At 73.3% G+C, this 19,251-nt stretch carries 19 protein-coding genes; 9 read left to right on the top strand and 10 right to left on the bottom strand.

What is annotated here, in order from left to right; genetic code table 11:
• Positions 1 to 89 precede the first annotated feature (89 nt).
• The 8 genes from WFH32_RS07105 to WFH32_RS07140 form a co-directional block, all read right to left on the bottom strand.
• Complete coding sequence (locus WFH32_RS07105) at positions 90 to 1,151, bottom strand: ABC transporter substrate-binding protein (RefSeq protein WP_191795505.1); 1,062 nt, start codon at positions 1,149 to 1,151, stop codon at positions 90 to 92.
• Positions 1,152 to 1,225: 74 nt separating this feature from the next.
• Positions 1,226 to 2,041 (bottom strand): amino acid ABC transporter ATP-binding protein, encoded by an 816-nt coding sequence (locus WFH32_RS07110; protein WP_336706701.1) that lies wholly within the window; start codon positions 2,039 to 2,041, stop codon positions 1,226 to 1,228.
• Complete coding sequence (locus WFH32_RS07115) at positions 2,038 to 3,186, bottom strand: amino acid ABC transporter permease (protein ID WP_191795507.1); 1,149 nt, start codon at positions 3,184 to 3,186, stop codon at positions 2,038 to 2,040. Before WFH32_RS07115 ends, WFH32_RS07110 begins: the two co-directional genes overlap by 4 nt.
• A gap of 73 nt (positions 3,187 to 3,259) precedes the next feature.
• Positions 3,260 to 3,871, bottom strand: a complete 612-nt coding sequence (locus tag WFH32_RS07120) for a GNAT family N-acetyltransferase (RefSeq protein WP_191795508.1) — start codon at positions 3,869 to 3,871, stop codon at positions 3,260 to 3,262.
• Entirely contained in the window at positions 3,868 to 4,839 is a 972-nt protein-coding gene (locus WFH32_RS07125; RefSeq protein ID WP_191795509.1) for a DUF1684 domain-containing protein, read from the bottom strand. Before WFH32_RS07125 ends, WFH32_RS07120 begins: the two co-directional genes overlap by 4 nt.
• 86 nt (positions 4,840 to 4,925) lie before the next feature.
• Positions 4,926 to 6,341 (bottom strand): NtaA/DmoA family FMN-dependent monooxygenase, encoded by a 1,416-nt coding sequence (locus tag WFH32_RS07130; protein WP_191795510.1) that lies wholly within the window; start codon positions 6,339 to 6,341, stop codon positions 4,926 to 4,928.
• Positions 6,342 to 6,353: 12 nt separating this feature from the next.
• Positions 6,354 to 7,622, bottom strand: a complete 1,269-nt coding sequence (locus WFH32_RS07135; protein ID WP_336706703.1) for an LLM class flavin-dependent oxidoreductase — start codon at positions 7,620 to 7,622, stop codon at positions 6,354 to 6,356.
• A 501-nt stretch (positions 7,623 to 8,123) separates the two neighbouring features.
• Positions 8,124 to 8,900 carry a 3-hydroxyacyl-CoA dehydrogenase gene (locus tag WFH32_RS07140; protein WP_336706705.1) on the bottom strand — a complete coding sequence of 259 codons (777 nt, stop codon included), beginning with the start codon at positions 8,898 to 8,900 and terminating at the stop codon, positions 8,124 to 8,126.
• A gap of 118 nt (positions 8,901 to 9,018) precedes the next feature.
• Between WFH32_RS07140 and WFH32_RS07145 the strand changes: the two genes are divergently transcribed.
• The 9 genes from WFH32_RS07145 to WFH32_RS07180 all read left to right on the top strand — a co-directional run bounded on the left by WFH32_RS07145 (position 9,019) and on the right by WFH32_RS07180 (position 17,759).
• Positions 9,019 to 10,620 (top strand): ATP-dependent DNA ligase, encoded by a 1,602-nt coding sequence (locus WFH32_RS07145; RefSeq protein WP_336706707.1) that lies wholly within the window; start codon positions 9,019 to 9,021, stop codon positions 10,618 to 10,620.
• Positions 10,621 to 10,705: 85 nt separating this feature from the next.
• Positions 10,706 to 11,338 carry an HNH endonuclease gene (locus WFH32_RS07150; RefSeq protein ID WP_336706708.1) on the top strand — a complete coding sequence of 211 codons (633 nt, stop codon included), beginning with the start codon at positions 10,706 to 10,708 and terminating at the stop codon, positions 11,336 to 11,338.
• 177 nt (positions 11,339 to 11,515) lie between these two features.
• Positions 11,516 to 11,620: a putative leader peptide gene (locus WFH32_RS19290; protein WP_442946313.1), complete on the top strand. Its 105-nt coding sequence runs from the start codon at positions 11,516 to 11,518 to the stop codon at positions 11,618 to 11,620.
• A gap of 182 nt (positions 11,621 to 11,802) precedes the next feature.
• A complete protein-coding gene (locus tag WFH32_RS07155) occupies positions 11,803 to 12,915 on the top strand; it encodes an ABC transporter substrate-binding protein (RefSeq protein WP_336706710.1) in 1,113 nt (370 codons plus the stop codon).
• 98 nt (positions 12,916 to 13,013) lie between these two features.
• Positions 13,014 to 13,811, top strand: coding sequence for an ABC transporter ATP-binding protein (locus tag WFH32_RS07160; protein WP_442946318.1), 798 nt, complete (start codon positions 13,014 to 13,016; stop codon positions 13,809 to 13,811).
• The gene (locus tag WFH32_RS07165) at positions 13,804 to 14,715 is read left to right on the top strand and encodes an ABC transporter permease (RefSeq protein WP_336706711.1); all 912 of its coding nucleotides are present in this window, start codon (positions 13,804 to 13,806) and stop codon (positions 14,713 to 14,715) included. Before WFH32_RS07160 ends, WFH32_RS07165 begins: the two co-directional genes overlap by 8 nt.
• Positions 14,716 to 14,788: 73 nt before the next feature.
• Positions 14,789 to 16,225 carry an LLM class flavin-dependent oxidoreductase gene (locus WFH32_RS07170; RefSeq protein ID WP_336706712.1) on the top strand — a complete coding sequence of 479 codons (1,437 nt, stop codon included), beginning with the start codon at positions 14,789 to 14,791 and terminating at the stop codon, positions 16,223 to 16,225.
• A complete protein-coding gene (locus WFH32_RS07175) occupies positions 16,222 to 17,493 on the top strand; it encodes an MFS transporter (RefSeq protein WP_336706713.1) in 1,272 nt (423 codons plus the stop codon). The genes WFH32_RS07170 and WFH32_RS07175 overlap by 4 nt, the downstream gene beginning before the upstream one ends.
• Positions 17,494 to 17,540: 47 nt before the next feature.
• Positions 17,541 to 17,759, top strand: a complete 219-nt coding sequence (locus WFH32_RS07180) for a helix-hairpin-helix domain-containing protein (protein ID WP_191795517.1) — start codon at positions 17,541 to 17,543, stop codon at positions 17,757 to 17,759.
• 59 nt (positions 17,760 to 17,818) lie between these two features.
• On the opposite strand, the gene WFH32_RS07185 is transcribed toward WFH32_RS07180, so the two are convergent.
• The gene (locus tag WFH32_RS07185) at positions 17,819 to 18,823 is read right to left on the bottom strand and encodes a hypothetical protein (RefSeq protein WP_336706715.1); all 1,005 of its coding nucleotides are present in this window, start codon (positions 18,821 to 18,823) and stop codon (positions 17,819 to 17,821) included.
• Between the two features lie 64 nt (positions 18,824 to 18,887).
• Positions 18,888 to 19,247 carry a hypothetical protein gene (locus WFH32_RS07190; RefSeq protein ID WP_191795519.1) on the bottom strand — a complete coding sequence of 120 codons (360 nt, stop codon included), beginning with the start codon at positions 19,245 to 19,247 and terminating at the stop codon, positions 18,888 to 18,890.
• Between the last annotated feature and the right edge of the window lie 4 nt (positions 19,248 to 19,251).

Below are 19,251 nucleotides of genomic sequence, written 5' to 3' on the forward strand. Positions count from 1 at the left end.
CGGACGGTGGGCCGGTGCTCACAGAAGGTGGCCGGTGCCGCCGGCCCGCGGGTCCCAGGAGGAGCCCCGCAGGCCGGGCGGCCGTCCGGTCAGGGCTTGGGCAGCCCGGGCGGGTTGGTCTCCGAGGCGGCGATCGCCTCGTCCTCCAGGCCCCAGTGCTCGAGGAGCTTGGCGTAGCTGCCGTCCTCGATCGCGTGGTTGATCGCCGCCGTGACGGCCGGGGCGAGCTCGCTGCCCTTGAGGGTCGCGACCGCGATCTGCGCCGTCGCGGGCCAGCCGCCGTTGAGCGTTCCCACGACCTTGTACTGGTCGGGCGCGGTCGCGGCGCTGTACGCGAGGCTCGCGTTGGGCCCGACGTACACGTCGAGGCGACCCGAGGCGACCGCGAGCAGCGCGTCCTTGTAGTCCTCGTAGTACTCGGGCTCCCCGCCCTCGACGGGGTCGAGGCCTGCGGCGACGTTCTCCTCGTTCCAGGCGAGCAGGATCTTCTCCTGGTTGGTGCCCGACCCGACGCCCACCGTGAGGCCCGCGATGTCCTTGGCCTCCTTGATCGCGGGCACCTTGTCGTTCGACGCGCCCGAGAGCCAGCCGAGCTGGTCGTTGCGGTAGGACGAGAAGTCGTACAGCTCCTTGCGCTCCTCCGTCACGGTGACGTTCGAGATCACGGCGTCGACGTCCCCGGACTGCAGCGCGAGCGGCCAGTCGGCCCACGCCTTGACCTCGAGCTCGAGGTCGAGACCCAGGGCGTCCGCGACGAGGACCGCGATGTTGGGCTCGTTGCCGATGGGCGTCTTGTCGTCGTCCGCGAGGAACCCCAGGGGCGGCAGCCCGCCCGCGGTCGTGGAGACCTTGAGGACCCCTGCGGCCTTGACGTCCTCGGGCAGGAGCGCGATCGCCTCGGGCGACTCGGTCGTGTGGATGAACTCCTGGTCGGGGGAGGTGTCGATCACGAGACCGGCGGCCTCCGCGGCCTTCTCGTTGTCCGCCGTGCCGGGCTCGGCGTCGGCGTTCGTCGCGCACGCCGCGAGCAGCGCGAGGAGGGGAAGGGTCGCGACGGCGGCGACCGCGCGGTGGGAGAGACGGGCGGGGCGGCGGCCGGTGCGGGACGCCGCGGAGGAGCGGGCGGGCGCGCCGGAGGTGTGCAGGGACATCGTGTTCTCTTTCGTGGTGGGTGGGAGTGCGGTGGGGCGGGTGACGCGGACCGGGCAGCAGACGTGCCGTGGCGTCACAGGACCTTGTCGAGGAAGGCCTTGGTCCGGTCGTGGAGGGGCGCGTCGAGGACCTGGGCGGGCGGTCCCTGCTCGACGATGCGGCCCGCGTCCATGAAGACGACCGTGTCGGCGACCTCACGGGCGAAGCCGATCTCGTGCGTGACGACGACCATGGTCGTGCCGCCGTGCGCGAGGTCCTTGATGACGTCGAGCACCTCGCCGACGAGCTCGGGGTCGAGCGCCGACGTCGGTTCGTCGAAGAGCAGGACGCGGGGCCGGGTCGCGAGCGCGCGGGCGATCGCCACGCGCTGCTGCTGGCCGCCCGAGAGCTGGCGCGGGCGGGCGTCGACCTTGTCGGCGAGGCCGACCCGGGCCAGGAGCTCGCGCGCCTCGACCTCGACCTCGGCGCGCGGTCGGCCCTGTGCCGAGACGGGCGCCTCGACGACGTTCTCGAGGGCCGTGAGGTGCGGGAAGAGGTTGAAGCTCTGGAACACGAACCCGATCCGGGTCCGCTGGACGAGGATGTCCTTCTCCTTGAGCTCGCGCAGCGTGTCTCCCCGGCGGGAGTACCCGATGAGGTCGCCGTCGACCGCGACGAACCCGCGGTCGACCTTCTCCAGGTGGTTGATGACGCGCAGCAGCGTCGACTTCCCCGAGCCGGACGGGCCGAGGATCACGTTCACCTCGCCCGGGCGGACCACGAGGTCGATGCCCGCGAGCACCTCGAGCGTGCCGTAGGACTTGTGGACGCCGCGGACCTCGACGAGGCCCAGGGGCGTCGCGGCCGGGCTGGCCGGTTCGGCCGCGGGACGGGTGGTCGTGGCGGTCATGCGGCACCTCCGGGGTGGCGGTCGGTCGCCCCGGTGCGGGTCAGGTGACCGCGCCCGACGGCGGCGCGCGCCGCGTAGGCGGGGGGCAGGTGGGCGGGCGCGGGGCGTCCGGTGATCCGGGACCACGCGACCTGGAGCGTCCACCGGACACGCTGGACCGGGGTCGGGGGCAGCGTGCGGACGGCGCCCTTGGCGTAGTGCCGCTCGACGTAGTACTGCGCGATCGTCAGGACCGTCGTGATGATGAGGTACCAGATGGCCGCGACCATGAGCAGCGGGACAACGCGCTGGTTGCGGCCGTAGATGACGCCGATCGTGTAGAACAGCTCGCCGTACGCGAGGACGTACACGACCGAGGTCCCCTTGACGAGGCCGATGATCTCGTTGACCGACGTCGGCACGATGGTCCGCATGGCCTGCGGCAGCACGATGCGCAGCGTCTGGCGCGAGCGTGGGATGCCCAGGGAGGCCGCGGCCTCGTGCTGGCCCTGGTCGACCGAGAGGATCCCGGCGCGCACGATCTCCGAGGAGTAGGCGGCCTGCGACAGGCCCAGGCCCAGGATCGCGGCACCGAACTTGTCGATCACGTCGAGCGTCCCGAACTCCAGGAACCCGGGGCCGAACGGGATGCCGAGCGAGAGCGTCGGGTACAGGTAGGCCAGGTTGTACCAGAGCAGGAGCTGCAGGATCAGCGGCACCGAGCGGAACACCCACGTGTACGCCGACGACACGGCCTGGAGCAGCGGCGACCGGGACAGGCGCATGAGCGCGAGGACCGTCCCGAGCCCGAACCCGATGACCGCGGCGACCGCCGTCAACCGGATGGTCCCCCACAGCCCGCCCAGGACCGAGGGCCACGTCAGGTACTGCGCGACGACCGACCACTCCCACTTGGGGTTGGTCACGAGCGAGCTGACGACCATCGCGAGCAGGACCGCGACGAACGCGGTCGCGACCCACCGGCCCGGGTGTCGAGCGGGGACGACCTTGAGGTCCTCCCAGCGCGGGGTGGCCTCGTCGGGAGTGGTGGGCCCGTCGACGACGGACCGGTCGGTGGTGGCGGTGGCGCCCGGTGGGTCGGGCAGGGACCCGGGGGGTGGGGCGAGCTGGCGCGACTCGTCCTGCGGGAGGGAGAGGGTGCTCATGGTGGACCTCGGTGGGAGAAGGGCGGTGGGAGTGGGCTGGACCTGCCGTGTCAGAGCGAGCGTGACCTCGGGGTCACGCCGGTTCTGACACGTGCGGACAGAGCCACTTCTCGAACGCCAGAGGGCCGATCTCCTCGGGGTCGCGCGTCACGTCGAACAGCGGGGTGTATCCCGCGCTGAGGTACAGGCCTGCGGCCTCGGGCTGGCGCGGCCCGGTCGTCAGGTAGATCCGGGGGTAGCCTCGCTCGGCCGCGCGGTGCTCGAGCTCGCCGAGGACCTGTCGGGCGAGCCCGCGCCGCCGGTGGGCCGAGTGGGTCCAGATGCGCTTGAGCTCGGCGGTCGCGACGAGGGGGACGCCGTCGTCGGAGTGCGTGGCACCCTGCGCGTGGGGCCCGGAGCCGGGCCGGGTCCGGCGCGCGGGCTCGCCGACCTCGGGTTCTGCCCGACGGCGGAACGCACCACCCGCGACCGGCTCGCCGTCCGCGAGGAGCAGCACGAGGTCGCCGTGCGGGGCCGCGAAGTCGGCCGCCGGGTAGTGCTCCATCTCGGCGCGCAGGTCGTCCTCGTCGAGGAGGCTGCGGTAGCGCGAGGCGTACTCGTGCGCGAGCTCGTCGAGCAGCGGGCGCACGAGAGGGTCGTGCAGGTGCACGGAGCGGATCGTGACCGCCGTCGTGGGCGCGCTCATCGCGGCACCTTCTCCCCCGCCTCGACCGAGAACGGCAGGACGTTGCCCTCGACCGGACGCGGGCACGTGCCGAAGTCGGTGAACGCGTAGGGCAGGTTGAGCGTGCGGTTCAGGTCGAGCCGCAGCGTCCGGGCGGCGTCCTGCCCGGCCGCGCGCTCGTCCTCGGACACCTCGACCTCGTCGGTCGCCTCGGCCTTGTCGGAGGCTGCGGCGCGGTCGACGAACAGCACACGCCAGTCTGCGACGCCGGGGGCCGGGTCGGTGAACAGCAGGCTCGCGCCACCGCCCGGCGTGCCCGTGAGCCGCAGGGTCGTCGTCAGGCCGTCGCGCGTGACGTCGACCTCGCCCACGACCTGCACGTGGTGCTCCAGTCCGGGCTGCGCGCCGCCCACGACCTCCGCGACCGGCTCGTCGTACCAGCGGACAGGTGCGTCGAGGACCCACGACGGGTCGTAGGCGAAGGTCGGGACACCCTCGAACGTGACCCGGGTGCGGGCCCGGGGGTCACGCACGCGCAGCCCGTAGCGCCCGGTGCGCCGCACGAGCTCGACCGCGACCGGAGAAGCCGGGTCGGCGCCGTCGGGCACGAAGGTCGCGACGAACGTCGACGCACCCTCCGCGACGTCCTGGACGTGCGTGCCGCGCAGCGCGTCCTGGCCGCCGGCCGGGACGATCGCGTCGGCCGCCGCGGCGCGCAGGTGCACGCCGTCCGCGTCCGACCACCACTCGCCGGGCAGGCCCGGGAAGGACGTCGGGGACTCCGGGACCCAGTGCAGCGACGTGAGGGTGAGCCAGCCGTGCTGCTCGCGCAGGGTGCGCTCGCGCTCGGCGTGCCACGCCGACCACACGGCCGCGGCGGCACTCGGCGCCGAGCCGCCGGACGGCTCGACGGGCGTGCCCGTGGGTGCGGACGCCGTGTGGCGGCCGCGCGTGGTGACGCCTGCCGGGGACGTGGTGCTCGTCGTCATGATGCTCCTTCGGGGCTGGTGGTCGGGCGGTGGTCGGGCTGGTGGTCGGGCGGTGGTCGGGCAGGTGGTCGGGCTGTCGAGCCGGGTCAGCGCGACGGGGCGGCGGACGCGGCGCTCGCGGTGGTCCCCGCACCCACCTCGGGGCGCGAGAGCCCGAGGTGGTCGCGGAGCGTCGTGCCCGTGTACTCGGTGCGGAACGAGCCGCGTTCCTGGAGCAGCGGCACGACCTGGTCGAGCACGTCGTCGAGGCCCGTGGGCGTCAGGTGCGGCACGAGGATGAAGCCGTCCGACGCGTCCTCCTGCACGTGGCGGTCGATGTCGTCGGCGACCTGCTGGGCCGTGCCGACGAACCCGCCGCGGCCGGACACCTCGATCACGAGGTCCCGGATGGACCAGCCGTTGGCTGCGGCCTTCTCGCGCCACGCCTTGACGACGGGCGCCGGATCCTTGATGTGCCGGACGCGGCCGCGCGTGATGTTCAGGTGGTCGAGGTCGGGCTCGACGTCGGGCAGCGGCCCCTCGGGGTCGTACGCCGTGAGGTCCCGCCCCCAGACCTGCTCGAGGAACGCGATCGCCGTCCGACCCGGGACCTGCTGGAGCCGGATCTCCCGCGCACGCTCGGCGGCCTCCTCGGCCGTGTCCCCCAGGACGACGACCGTCGCGGGGAGGATCTTGAGCGAGTCGCGGTCGCGACCGTGGGCCGCGAGGCGGGACTTCACGTCGGCGTAGAACGCCTGACCGTCCTCGAACGCGGAGTGCGCCGAGAAGACGACGTCGGCCGTCGCCGCCGCGAAGTCGCGCCCGTCGGCAGAGTCGCCCGCCTGGAACAGGACGGGGTGCCCCTGAGGCCCGCGCGGGGTCTCGAACCGGCCGGACACGTCGAAGTGCTTGCCCTGGTGCGCGAACGGACGCACGGACCCCGTCCGCACGAGCTCGTCCTCGTCCACGGCCTCGCCGTCCCACGAGTCCCACAGCTGCCGGGCCAGGGCGACGAGCTCGCCCGCGCGCTCGTACCGTTCCTCGTAGGGCAGGAAGCCGCCGCGGCGGAAGTTCGCTCCCGTGAAGGCGTCGGGGCTCGTGACCAGGTTCCAGGCTGCACGCCCCCCGGACAGGAGGTCGAGCGTCGCGAACTGGCGGGCCAGCTCGTAGGGCTCGTTGAACGTCGTGTTGACCGTGCCCGCGAGGCCCAGGCGATCGGTGACCGCGGCGAGCGCGGCCAGGACCGGGAGCGTGTCGGGGCGGCCGACGACGTCGAGGTCGTGGATCTGCCCCTTGTGCTCGCGCAGCCGCAGGCCTTCGGCGAGGAAGAAGAAGTCGAGCTTCGCGGCCTCGGCCCGGCGCGCGAGGTGCTCGAACGAGCTGAACTCGATCTGGCTGCGCGAGGCCGGGTCGCTCCACACGGTCGTGTTGTTGACGCCCGGGAAGTGGGCGCCCAGGTGGATCTGCTTGCGGGGCCGGCCGTCGTGCGAGCGGTCCGACGAGGCGGGGGTGGGGTGCGTCATGGTGGCGGGTCCTCAGGCGATCGCGGCGGCGTAGCGGTTGGCGGGGCGTGCGAGCCCCAGGGTGTCCCGCAGGGTCGTGCCCGGGTAGGTCGACCGGAAGACGCGGGCCTCCTGGAGCAGCGGCACGACGCCGTCGACCAGCGCGTCGAGGTCCGTGCGCAGCGAGGACGGACGGATCGTGAACCCGTCCGCGGCGCCCGCCTCGAACCACTCCTCGACGACCTCCGCGAGGTCGCGGGCCGTGCCCACGTGCGTGAGCGAGTCGGTGTCCCACGTGACGCCCTCGAGCCCTTCGAGCAGGTCGAGCCGCGCCTGCGCGCTGGCCCGGTCCTGCCCGATCACGGCGTAGAGGTCGACCAGGACGCGCAGCTCGTCGGGGTCACGGCCCGCCTCGGCGGCCGCGGCGCGCACCTGGTCGCGCAGCGCCTTGGCCGCGTCGAGCGTCGTGGCCCGCACCCGCACGACGTCGGCGCGGCGGCCCGCGAGGGCCAGCGCCTCCACGGAGTCCCCGCGCACCACGACCGGCGGCTGCGCCTGGGGCGAGCGGGGCGTGATCGAAGGGCCCTTCACGGCGAACCGGACGCCGTCGTAGTCGACGTAGTGCACCTTGTCGCGGTCGATGAACCGCCCCGAGGGGACGTCGCGGATCTCGGCGTCGTCCTCCCAGCTGTCCCAGAGGCGGCTCACGACCTCGATCGCCTCCTCGGCCTCGGCGACCGCGTCCGCGGTGCCCTGGACCTCCTTGCGCCCGAACAGCGCCGCGGCGGCCTCGCTCGTCGACCAGCCCACCTGCCACGCGGCGCGGCCCGAGCTCACGTGGTCGATCGTCGCGATCGCCTTGGAGACGTGGAAGGGCTCGGTGTGCGTCGTGTCGACGGTCGCGACGAGGCCGATCCCCGTCGAGCGGGGGGCGAGGCGCGAGGCCACGAGGGCCGCGTCGAGCCGACCGCGGAGCGTCGTGTTGCGCGTGGGCTGGAGCGAGAACGTGTCGTCGAACAGCGCGAAGTCGAGCACGCCGCGCTCGGCGGTCGCGACGAGCTCCTGGAGCCGGTGCGCGTCGAACAGGCGCGGCGACTGCGAGCCCACGGCCCGCCACGCACCCGCTCGCGCTCCGGCGTCGGACAGGTCGACGCCGAGGTGCACCGAGCGGCGTGGTCGCTCGTCGAGCAGGTCGTCGATGCCGGCGAGCACGTCGAGGTCGTCCTCGACGGACCGGGACGCGGACTGCTCGTCGGGCTGGGCGGTGGGGGCGAACAGCGGCGTCAGGTTCGAGTCAGGCATGGGTCGTTCCACTCCGGGAGGTCGGGTGCGGGGTCGCTCGGCCGCCGCCGCAGGGGTCGGCGGGCGGCCGCGACGGGTCGCGAGAACTGGGGTGCAGCGGGTGGACCGCCGGGCGCGGTGGCGGGTGGCGTGGCTCGCCGCAGATCGGCATGCCGCGGCGACCCGTTCACGGGCGGGGCGGTTCAGGGACGAGCCGGTGCGGCTCGGGAGGCGTCAGGAGGAGCGCAGGCTCAACAACAGACGCGGCCCGGGACGACGGGGCGCCCGGGGGAACAACACGTTCGACGTGCGGGACCGGCGGGGGACGCGGCGAGCGTGACGCTGGTGTCCACGGGTCCTCCTCCGGTCGTCGGTGCGTGGGTGCGGCGGACGGGGTGTCTGCCGATGGCCCGGAATGTATGCCTGGGCACCGGGCGTGTCAACGACTTGGGCCAACCGTCCGCATTCTGGACCGAATCAGTAGAGATTGAGACTCGAACCGGTCCGAATCGGACACCACGGTCAGCGCGGCGCCATCCGGATACCGCCGTCGAGGCGGATCACCTCGCCGTTGAGCATGGGGTTCTCGACGATCGCGCGCACCAGGTGCGCGAACTCCTCGGGGCGGCCGAGGCGGCGCGGGTGCGGCACCTGGGCCGCGAGCGACTCCTGGGCCTCGGGCGGCAAGGACGCCATCATGGGCGTGCTGAAGATGCCGGGCGCGATCGTCATGACCCGGATGCGTCTGTCCGCGAGGTCGCGCGCGAGCGGCAGCGTCATCGCGGCGACGGCGCCCTTCGACGCCGCGTAGGCGGCCTGGCCCACCTGGCCGTCGAACGCCGCGACGGAGGCGGTGTTCACGATCACGCCGCGCTCCTCGGGGACCTCGCCGCGCGGGTCGCCGTCCAGCGCGACCATGCGCTCGGCCGCGAGCCGCGCGACGTTGAACGTCCCGACCAGGTTCACGGTCACGACCTTCTGGAACGACGCGAGGTCGTGCACGCCGCCCTTGCCGAGCACGCGCCGCGCGAGCACGATCCCCGCGCAGCTCACCGCGACGTGCAGCCCGCCCAGGTCGGCGGCGGCGTCGAGCGCCCGGGACACGTCGTCCTCGTTCGTCACGTCGGTCGGCACGAACCGGACCGCATCGCCCAGGGCGTCCGCGAGCGCCTGACCGGGAGAGCCCGCCAGGTCCGCGACCACGACGCGCGCCCCGGCGCCGACCAGCTCCTCGACGGTCGCCCGCCCCAGGCCCGAGGCCCCTCCGGTCACCAGCGCGACCTTGCCCGCGATCTCCACGTCCCACTCCTTCGTCGACGGTCTGGGCAGCGTAGCCCGGGGGCGAGGAGGTCCGCAGGGCCGGGCGCCGCCGTCGGGCTGGCCGAGCGGGCCGGGCGGGGTGGCGCGAGGATGAGACATGCTGCTCGCCGAGGTCGCCGCCACGTCCGACGCCGTCGCCGCCACCCGCTCGCGCCTCGCCAAACGTGCGGCGTTGGCCGACCTGCTGCGTCGGGCTGCACCGGACAGGGAGGCAGGCCGGCCCGGTGACGACGTCGAGATCGTCGTGTCCTACCTCGCGGGCGAGCTGCGGCAGCGGCGCACGGGGCTCGGCTGGGCGTCGTTGCGCTCGCTGCCCCCGCCCGCCGATTCCCCGACGCTCACGGTCGAGGCGGTCGACGCGACGTTCGAGGAGATGGCGGCGCTCTCGGGTCCCGGCTCGGACACCGCCCGGTCCGCGGCGGCCACGGCGCTGTTCGCGGCGGCGACCGAGCGCGAGCAGTCGTTCCTGCGCGGCCTGGTCGCGGGCGACCTGCGGCAGGGCGCGCTCGACGCCCTGGTCGTGGACGCGGTCGCGGAGGCTGCGGGCGTCCCGGTCGACGCGGTGCGTCGTGCGGTCATGCTGCGCGGCGCGACGGGTCCGGTCGCGCGCACGGCCCTCGAAGCCCCCGGCCCGACGGCGGCGCTCGCCGCCCTGGCCGGGTTCGGCCTCGAGGTGGGTCGCCCCGTGCGGCCCATGCTCGCGCAGTCGGCCCCGGACGTGGCGGCGGCGTTCGACAAGCTCGGTGTCCCGCCCGCGGCGGACGACCCGGGACACCGGTTGTCGGTCGACGTGAAGCTCGACGGCATCCGCATCCAGGTCCATCGGGACGGCGACGAGGTGCGGGTGTTCACGCGCTCGCTCGACGACATCACCTCGCGCGTCCCGGAGATCGTCGCGGATGCGCGAGCCCTGGCCTCGGAGCGGTTCGTGCTCGACGGCGAGGCCCTCGTCGTCGGGCCGGACGGGGTGGCCCGGCCCTTCCAGGAGACGGCCGCCCGGTCGGCCACACGCGACGCCCCCGCAGCGAGCGGAGCGGACGAGACCGCGCTCGCGGGGGCGCTCGCGCTCCGCCCGTACTTCTTCGACGTGCTGCACGCCGACGGCGACGACCTGATCGACGCCCCGCTGCACGAGCGGCTCGACGTGCTCGACCGCGTCGCCGGGTCGTTCACGGTCCGTCGCCTGGCGACCTCTTCTCCCGGCGCTGCCGAGGAGTTCTTCGCCGAGGCCGTGCGCGAGGGGCAGGAGGGCGTGGTCGTGAAGTCGCTCGACGCGCCCTACGCAGCAGGGCGCCGCGGCGCCGGGTGGGTCAAGGTCAAGCCGCGGCACACGCTCGACCTCGTGGTGCTCGCGGTCGAGTGGGGGTCGGGGCGCCGGACGGGGCTGCTGTCCAACATCCACCTGGGCGCCCGCGACCCCCAGGGCGGGTTCGTGATGCTCGGCAAGACGTTCAAGGGCATGACCGACGAGATGCTGCGCTGGCAGACCGAGCGGTTCCTCGCGCTCGAGACCTCGCGGACCGACTACGTCGTGCACCTGCGGCCCGAGCAGGTCGTCGAGATTGCGTTCGACGGGCTCCAACGGTCCACGCGCTACCCCGGCGGGCTCGCGCTGCGGTTCGCGCGCGTGCTGCGCTATCGCGACGACAAGACCGCCGACGAGGCGGACACGATCGAGGCGGTCAGGGCGCTCGCGTAGCGGACATCCCGTCCCCAGCCCTAGGCACGGATCTCGCGTCCCTTCTGTGACCGGGATTGTCGAACACTTGTGCCAGGATGACGACATGGCAACGTGGACCGAGGACATCGTCGACGGTCTGCGGGCACTGGGGGGCACCGGCACGCTCAGCGACATCTACAGTGCGGTCGGCCCACTGCGCCCAACGCTTCCCGAGTCGTGGCGCGACATCATCCGTCGCAACATCCAGGACCGCTCGTCCGACTCGGCCGGGTATCGCGGTGCGCAGGACCTGTTCTTCTCGGTCTCCGGACTAGGGGCCGGAGTGTGGGGACTGCGCAGTCTTGCCATATCGACACCCGACGCGATCGACAAGGACGCCGGGTCCGAGGCGCCCGGACGGACACCACAACTCATCTACAGAGTCTTGCGCGATACGGAGCTAGCGCGTCAGCTCAAGCTTCTCCACCGGGACCAGTGCCAGCTCTGCGGCCTGGCACTCCGACTCTCAAGCGCAAGGACCTACTCAGAGGCCCACCACGTGGTGCCCCTTGGGGCACCACATCATGGACCCGACACAGCGGAGAACATCCTCGTTCTCTGCCCAAACCACCATGCACTCTGTGACTACGGGGCCATCGCTCTCGATGTCGCCTCACTTCGTCAAGCGAGCGGCCATCGCCTTGCGGAGTCTTCGGTGGAGTACCACAACACCCACATCGTCGGCGCACGCTTCTAGGACCCTCGTCGCCACGAGTCAGGACGCACGGCCCGTTCTCGCGTACCTCGCACGCAGCACCGTCGGGCGCCGCCAACCCGGTTGAGCCGGTTAACCCGGAGGAACCGGGCGAAACATCGTCTCGGGGACCGGATGGGGCCTTGTGCCGTCCCGGCGGCTGCCGCCAGGATCGCCGCCATGCGCTTCGACGTCAGCCTCCACGAGCACGCCGGGACACCCGTGCGCCTCGTGGTGCGTCGCGCCGTCGACCTGCGTCGCGTCGCCGGCTGTCTCTGTCGATAGCCCCGCCCCACCCCGGCCGTCGCTCGCGTCGACGACCGGCTCCGCTCTCCTCGCGCGCTCACCGTCCCGCTCCCGCCGTCGCACACCTCGCGCACCGGCGGACCGAGAGACCACCCTTCCCACCCTGCCGTCGGCGTACTCGCGGACGGCAGGGCACCCGTACCCGACTCCCTGGAGCTCCCATGCCCCGCACCCTCAGACCCCACGCCCTCCACCCGGCCCGCACCGCCGTCCGCACCGCCGTCCGGGCCGCACTGACCGCGGGCCTCGCCGTGACGCTCGTGGCGTGCTCGGCCGCGAGCGCCGAGGAGGCCACGGTCGGCGAGTCCGGCCGGGCCGTGCTGCGCTACGACGGCTCGGTCGGGCAGGTGACGTTCCCCGAGCTCGCGGCGGACCTCGGCTACTACGAGAAGGTCGAGCTCGAGTGGGTCGGAGACTCGACGGGCGGCCCGCAGAGCATCCAGGCCGCCGCGACGGGCTCGACCGACTTCGGCGGCGCGTTCAACGGCGCGATCGTCAAGCTCAAGGCGTCGGGCTCTCCCATCACGTCCGTCATCTCCTACTACGGCTCGGACGAGCTGTCCTACGGCGGCTTCTACACGGTCGAGGGCAGCCCGATCACCGAGCCCCGGGACCTGGTCGGGAGGTCGATCGGCGTCAACACGCTGGGCGCACAGAGCGAGTTCCTCATCCGCGAGTGGCTCTCGCGCGGCGGGCTGAGCCCCGAGGAGATCGACCAGGTCGAGCTCGTCGTCGTGCCTCCCGTGAACGCCGAGCAGGTGCTGCGCGAGGGGCAGGTCGACGTGGTCGGGCTCTCGCGCGTCTTCCAGGACAAGGCTCTGGAGCGCGGCGGGATCACGCAGCTCTTCAGCGAGACGTCGCTCTACGGGAACTTCTCCTACGGGACGTACATCTTCCGCGACGAGTACATCGCGAAGAACCCCGAGGTCGTGGAGGACTTCGTGCAGGGCACGGCGCGCGCGATCCGGTGGGCGCAGGTCACCCCGGTCGAGGAGGTGCGCGCGCGGTACACGTCGATCATCGAGGGGCGCGGGCGCGGCGAGAGCACCGAGCTGGTCCCCTACTGGAAGTCCGCGAGCATCACGGCCCCCGGCGGCGTGATCGCCAAGGAGGAGATCGCGACGTGGATCGACTGGCTCGTGCGCGAGGGTGAGCTCGAGAAGGGCCAGTTCTCCCCCTCCGACATCTACACCAACGAGCACAACCCCTACGCGAACGGGACCTACGCGAAGGACGCGGGCCCCGACGGCGAGCCCGTCGAGGGCGCGCCGTGAGCGGCACGGTGACGGTCACGACGACCCGGCCCAGCGCGACGGGTTCCACGGAGGCGGCGGACGTCCCGGGGTCGACCCCCAAGCTCCGCCTCGAGCACGTGCACAAGGAGTTCATCGTGCGCGACGCGGCCGCGGGCCGCGGGGCACGCAAGCGGTTCACGGCCGTCGAGGACTTCACGCTCGACGTCCGCGCGGGCGAGTTCCTGACGGTCGTCGGGCCCTCGGGCTGCGGCAAGTCGACGCTGCTGGACCTGCTCGGCGGGCTCACCGAGCCGACGTCGGGCCGCATCCTCCTGGACGACTCGCCCGTCACGGGGCCGGGTCTCGACCGGGGCGTGGTCTTCCAGCAGTACGCGCTGCTCCCCTGGCGCTCGGCCCGCGCGAACGTCGAGCTCGGGCTGGAGGCCAAGGGCGTCGCGCGCGGCGCCCGGGCCCGGGTCGCGGACGAATACCTGGACCTCGTGGGCCTCACGGCGTTCGCGGACCGCTACCCGCACGAGCTGTCGGGCGGCATGAAGCAACGAGTGGCGATCGCGCGGAGCCTCGCGTTCGACCCCGAGGTCCTCCTCATGGACGAGCCCTTCGCGGCTCTCGACGCCCAGACGCGCGAGTCCCTCCAGGACGAGCTCCTGCGGATCTGGCGCGCGACGGGCAAGACGATCGTCTTCATCACGCACGGCATCGAGGAGTCGGTGTACCTGGGGCAGCGCGTCGCGGTCATGACGCCGCGCCCGGGCCGGTTGCAGACCGTGATCGACGTGGACCTCGCGGGGGCCGCGGACCCTGGCGGCGGCGACGGCGAGCACGACGACGTCCGCTCCTCGGCGCGCTTCGGCCGGTACCGGCACGAGGTGTGGAGCGCGCTCCACACACAGAAGGAGGACGCCCATGTCTAGCACCGTGACCCCGCACGCCCCCGCGCGGGGCGAGCCGCTGGCCCGCCCTGCGGCGGACACCGTCGCGTTCGCCGACCCGCCCACGCTCGGACGCCGTCAGGTGCTCACGGCCGACCAGGACCCGACGCCGTCCGTCGGTGCCCGCCTGCGCGGCGTCGGGGTACACGTCCTGCGGGCCTCGGCAGCGATCGTGCTGTTCCTGGTGATCTGGGAGGTCGCGCCGCGCGTCGGGCTGGTCGACAAGGTCTTCCTGCCGCCGCTCAGCGCGGTGCTCGAGTCCTTCTGGGAGCTGCTCACGAGCGGCGAGCTGGGCAAGCACGTCGGGACGAGCCTGACGCGGGCCGGCACGGGCTTCGCGATCGCGGTCCTGCTCGCGATCCCGCTGGGCATCGCGATCGGGTGGTGGGCGAGCGTCGCCCAGTTCCTCGGCCCCTTCCTCGAGCTGTTCCGCAACACCGCTGCCCTCGCTCTCCTGCCCGTGTTCATCCTCGTCCTGGGGATCGGCGAGACGTCGAAGATCACGCTCGTCGTCTACGCGTGCTTCTTCCCGATCCTCCTCAACACGATCGCCGGGGTCCGGACCGTGGACCCGCTGCTCGTGAAGTCGGCCCGGTCGCTCGGGCTGCCGCCCCTCCGGCTGTTCCAGAAGGTCGTGCTGCCGGCCGCCGTCCCGACGATCTTCACGGGTATCCGCATGGCCGGGACGAGCTCGATCCTCGTGCTCATCGCGGCCGAGATGGTCGGCGCCAAGGCCGGGCTCGGGTACCTCATCACCTACGCCCAGTTCAACTTCCAGATCACGAACATGTACGCCGGGATCATCGCGATCTCGCTCGTCGGGGTCTCGATCAACGCGGTGCTCGTGAGCCTCGAACGTCACTTCTCGCGCTGGCGCACGACGTGAACGGATCGCCAGTGAGCGACCCGGCCCCCGCACGAACCGTCTCCCGACCCATCCCACGACCCGAGGACGCACCATGACCGAGCACGCACCGGCCCGCCGGCTCAGCCTGAACCTGTTCATCCACCCCGCCGGCCACCACGAGGCGGCCTGGCGCCACCCGGACACCCAGCCCGAGCGCATCTTCACGGCCGACTTCTACACCGACCTCGCCCGCACGGCCGAGGCCGCGAGGTTCGACGCGGTCTTCTTCGCGGACGGCCCCGTCCTGCACGACGGCGTCGAGTTCAACAGCGTGGGCAGGCTCGAACCGATCCTGACGCTCGCGTCGATCGCGGCCGCGACGACGCGGATCGGCCTGATCGCGACCGCGTCGACCACGTTCTACGACCCGTACAACCTGGCGCGGCTCTTCTCGACGCTCGACCACCTGAGCAACGGGCGCGCCGGGTGGAACATCGTCACGACGGCGAGCGAGGACGCGGCCCGCAACTTCGGCCTGGACTCCCACCCGGACCACGTCGAGCGGTATGCGCGAGCCGCCGAGTTCGTCGAGGTCACCACCCGGCTCTGGGACAGCTGGGAGGACGACGCTGTCCTGATCGACCGCGCCTCGGGCCGCTACGCCGACCCCGCGAAGATCCACGACGCGGCCTTCCGCGGCGAGCACCTGCGCGTCGAGGGTGCGTTCAACGCCGCCCGCTCGCCGCAGGGCCACCCCGTCCTGGTCCAGGCGGGCGCGTCGAACGAGGGACGCGCGTTCGCGAGCCGCTACGCCGAGGCGATCTTCACGGCGCACCAACGCCTGTCCGACGCGCAAGCGTTCTACGCCGACATCAAGGCGGGGGCCGAGGCCTTGGGCCGGTCGCGCGACGCGGTCAAGATCCTGCCCGGCATCAGCCCGTTCATCGGGTCCACCGAGGACGAGGCCAAGGCACTGGAGCGCGAGTTCAACGAGCTCACCGTCCCCGAGTACGGCCTGCGCCAGCTCGAGAAGCTCACCGGGGTCAGGCTCGACCACGCGCAGCTCGACGGCCCCGTGCCGGCCGAGCTCTTCGCGGACGCGGGCGACGTGACCGACAACTCGCGCAGCCGCCTCCAGGTCGTCGCAGGCATCGTCGAGCGCGAGCAGCCCACGGTCCGCGGCCTGCTCCACCGCCTCGCCGGGGCGCGCGGCCACCGCGTCGTCGCGGGCACGCCCGAGCAGGTCGCCGACACGATCGAGGAGTGGTTCACGCAGGGCGCCGCCGACGGGTTCAACGTCATGCCGCCCTACCTGCCGGGCGGGCTCGACGACTTCGCCGACCACGTCGTCCCGATCCTGCGCGAGCGCGGCCTGTTCCGTACGGAGTACGAGGGCACGACGCTGCGCGACCACCTCGGCCTCGCGCGCCCCGAGAGCCGGTACGCGACGCACGCGGCGGACGCGCTCCCCGAGGCGGGCGACACGGACGAGGCGAGCGGCGCCGTCGGGCAGGAGGGGGCCCGGACCACGGAGCCGGTCCTGGCGTGAGCGCGGGCACGGGCTCCCCGCCGGTCAGGTTGGCGTGGACCGTCCACGTGCCCGCCGGGGTCTGGGGTGTCGCCCAGGGCGCGGCCGCACCGGTCGTCGCGCTCGCGGCGCGCGAGCACGGCGCGTCGCTCGGCGTCGCAGGCCTGGTCGTGGCGCTCGCCGCGCTGGGCCAGCTCGTCGGCGACCTGCCCGCCGGGCGGCTCGTGTCCCGGTTCGGGGAACGGCGCTCGATCGTGGGGGCGAGCGTGCTGGCCGTGGGCGGCGTCGCGCTCTGCCTGGTCTCGTGGTCGGTCGTCTCGCTCGCGGTCGGCGTGTTCCTCGCGGGCCTCTCGCAGGCCGTGTGGGGTCTCGCCCGCCAGACGTACCTGGCAGAGGCCGTGCCGTTCGCGCGCCGCGCTCGCGTCATGTCGAGCGTCGCGGCCATGATGCGGGTCGGGTTCTTCGTCGGCCCGATCCTCGGGGCGGCCGCGATCCTGGCCGTCGGCACGCGCGGAGGGTTCGCGGTGCAGCTCGTCGCGGTGTGCGTCACGGCGGTCCTCATGGGCCGCGTGCCCGACGTCGGACGCTCGCCTCGCGCACGCGCCGCACCCGGCGACGTGGCCGCCCGGAAGGCGGGGCTGTGGCGCGTGCTCGTCGAGCACCGCCGGCTGCTGCGCACGCTCGGCCTCGGGGCCGCGCTCATGGGACTCTCGCGGACGGCCCGCACCGTGCTCCTGCCCCTGTGGGCCGACCTCCTGGGCGTCGACGCCGCGACGACGAGCCTGGTCTTCGGGGCCAGCGCCGCGCTCGACGTGCTCGTGTCGATCCCCGCGGGGTACCTCATGGACCGGTTCGGTCGGCGCGCCCTCGCCGTCCCGTCGCTCGCGGTCCTGGCGGCGGGCTACCTCACGCTGCCGTGGGCGGGCGGCATCGCGTCCCTGGCGGTGGTGGCCCTGGTGCTCGGCTTCGGGAACGGGCTGAGCAACGGCGTCATCATGACGCTCGGCGCCGACGTCGCACCGCCCGCGCAGCGTGCCGAGTTCTTCGGGGCGTGGCGGCTCCTGCACGACGCGGGGGCCTTCGCGGGTCCGCTCGTCGTCGCGGGCACCGCCCTCGTCGCGCCGCTGGGGGTCGCCGCGCTCGTCGTCGGCGCGACGTCGGTCGCGGGCGGGGCGGTGTTCTGGCGGTACGTGCCCGTGTGGGCGCCGTGGCCGCGGCCGGTGCCGGTGGCGGTGGCGGTGGAGCCCGCGGCACCGGCCGGGGTCGCGAGCGAGACCGTCCCTCGGTGATGCTGGGTGTCCACGCCCGCTCACGGGCCGCCCGAGAGGACCCTGCCATGACCGACGACCGCGCTGCCGTCCCGCCCAGCGACCTCACGCCGCGCATCGGCAAGGTCGCGACGCGCGAGCTCGCCCACCACGGGTACACGCACTACGAGGACCTCACGCGCGCGACCGCCCAGGAGCTGCTCACGATCCACGGCGTCGGGCCGAAGGCGATCCGCATCCTGGGCGAGGAGCTCGCCGAGCGAGGATCGGGGTTTCGGGAGGCGTGACGCGGGGTCTCGGCACGAGCCCGTCGCCGATCTCGCGCCGACCACCCGCGGACTCCGTCTCAGCGACTCACGCTCTCCCGCGGGCCTGCGAGCTCCCCGAGCGCCGCGGCCTGCGCCCCGGTGAACGGCAGGTCGAACGCCAGGAGCGCGTGTGCGGCACGGCGGACCAGCAGCGCGACCCGCTCGGACTGGTCCGTGATCGCGCACTCCGCGTCCGAGAGCGCGATGTCGAGCTCGGTCGCGGACCTGTCGATCCCGACGTTCAGGACGCCCTCGCGCACGTCGTCCTCGTCCCCGTCCTCGACCTCGCTGTCCCACTCGGCCTGCGACAGCACGACGACCGCGACGAGCCCCAGCACGTCAGGTCGTTCGAGGGGGCTCCCGAGGGCCGCGTAGAGCCGCTTGCTCGCCTCGATGCCGGCTCCGGTCCACCCGTCGCGGGCCTCGACAGGTGCGCCCAGCTCTGCGGAGATCGACGACGCGTCGACGTCGACCCACCCGTACTCGGGGTCGAGGTGGAACATCTGGGCGGCGGAGTCGTTCGCGAGGCTCGGCCAGGCCTTCTCGCGCCGCGTGCTCAGGCTCACGAGCACGTCCTTCCAGATCATGCGGTTCAGCGGGTCCTTCCACCTCTCGACGTCCCACCGGTCGGCGAGGTATCCCTCGGGGTCGGGCGTCTCGTACGGCGCGACGGCAGGCGACGAGTCGTACGACCGCAGGTACGACGGGTCGCCCACGACGCGCGCGACGGCGTCGGGGCCGGCAACGATCACGGCGTCGACGGTCCGCAGGAAGCGGCGGCGCGCGAACGGCCGGTCGGGCCCGGTGAACGGGATCTCGCCCGCGAAGCGCGCGGCGGCCTCGGTGTCGAGCAGGTCGTAGGCCCGCTCGAGCTGGTCCTTGGCCTTCGCGAGCACCTTGGGGTCCATGGTGGCCGCGGCCCGGAGCCAGGCCTGCGTGCTCGACGGCGTCACGCGCCCGCCGTACGGAGCGAGCACCGTCCACAGCTCGTCCCACGTGGACGGGTCGGACTTCTTGCGGAACAGCGAGCCGAACAGCGCCATCAGGGCATCCTCACGTAGGCCGGGGTCCGCGACAGCGTAGCCGGGGGTCGCAGGTGCGCGGCGCTCAGGCCGTGATGACGTCGATGACCTCGGTGTCGTCGTGGCGGCGGGCCAGCGCCGTCACGACGGGCGGCTTGGGCACCGGCGGCTGCGCCTTGACGCCCGTGCTCTTGCTGCGGCGCGGGCGCGTCGGCACCGGGACGCCGAGGGACTTGAAGACCTTGCGCAGCTCGGCCTCGGTCCAGCCCGCGGCGAGCGCGTCGGAGAACGCCGTGGCGTACTCGCGCTCGGCCTCCTCGAGCGCTGTCTTGGCTGCCGCGACCTGCTCGGCCCGCTCGGCCAGGACGCGGCCCGAGTCCATGCGGTGCTCGAGGAGGTCGCGCAGCCGAGCCTCGTACGTGGTGGCGGTGTCGTCGTCGCTCATGCCA

The sequence above is a fragment of the Oerskovia sp. USHLN155 genome (assembly GCF_037145535.1).
GTDB classification, from domain to species: domain Bacteria; phylum Actinomycetota; class Actinomycetes; order Actinomycetales; family Cellulomonadaceae; genus Oerskovia; species Oerskovia rustica.

Coding starts and splice junctions, on each gene's coding strand:
- WFH32_RS07105 (WP_191795505.1), bottom strand. CDS start 1,151: ATGTCCCTGCACACCTCCGGCGCGCCCGCCCGCTCCTCCGCGGCGTCC.
- WFH32_RS07110 (WP_336706701.1), bottom strand. CDS start 2,041: ATGACCGCCACGACCACCCGTCCCGCGGCCGAACCGGCCAGCCCGGCC.
- WFH32_RS07115 (WP_191795507.1), bottom strand. CDS start 3,186: ATGAGCACCCTCTCCCTCCCGCAGGACGAGTCGCGCCAGCTCGCCCCA.
- WFH32_RS07120 (WP_191795508.1), bottom strand. CDS start 3,871: ATGAGCGCGCCCACGACGGCGGTCACGATCCGCTCCGTGCACCTGCAC.
- WFH32_RS07125 (WP_191795509.1), bottom strand. CDS start 4,839: ATGACGACGAGCACCACGTCCCCGGCAGGCGTCACCACGCGCGGCCGC.
- WFH32_RS07130 (WP_191795510.1), bottom strand. CDS start 6,341: ATGACGCACCCCACCCCCGCCTCGTCGGACCGCTCGCACGACGGCCGG.
- WFH32_RS07135 (WP_336706703.1), bottom strand. CDS start 7,622: ATGCCTGACTCGAACCTGACGCCGCTGTTCGCCCCCACCGCCCAGCCC.
- WFH32_RS07145 (WP_336706707.1), top strand. CDS start 9,019: ATGCTGCTCGCCGAGGTCGCCGCCACGTCCGACGCCGTCGCCGCCACC.
- WFH32_RS07150 (WP_336706708.1), top strand. CDS start 10,706: ATGGCAACGTGGACCGAGGACATCGTCGACGGTCTGCGGGCACTGGGG.
- WFH32_RS19290 (WP_442946313.1), top strand. CDS start 11,516: ATGCGCTTCGACGTCAGCCTCCACGAGCACGCCGGGACACCCGTGCGC.
- WFH32_RS07155 (WP_336706710.1), top strand. CDS start 11,803: ATGCCCCGCACCCTCAGACCCCACGCCCTCCACCCGGCCCGCACCGCC.
- WFH32_RS07165 (WP_336706711.1), top strand. CDS start 13,804: ATGTCTAGCACCGTGACCCCGCACGCCCCCGCGCGGGGCGAGCCGCTG.
- WFH32_RS07170 (WP_336706712.1), top strand. CDS start 14,789: ATGACCGAGCACGCACCGGCCCGCCGGCTCAGCCTGAACCTGTTCATC.
- WFH32_RS07180 (WP_191795517.1), top strand. CDS start 17,541: ATGACCGACGACCGCGCTGCCGTCCCGCCCAGCGACCTCACGCCGCGC.
- WFH32_RS07185 (WP_336706715.1), bottom strand. CDS start 18,823: ATGGCGCTGTTCGGCTCGCTGTTCCGCAAGAAGTCCGACCCGTCCACG.
- WFH32_RS07190 (WP_191795519.1), bottom strand. CDS start 19,247: ATGAGCGACGACGACACCGCCACCACGTACGAGGCTCGGCTGCGCGAC.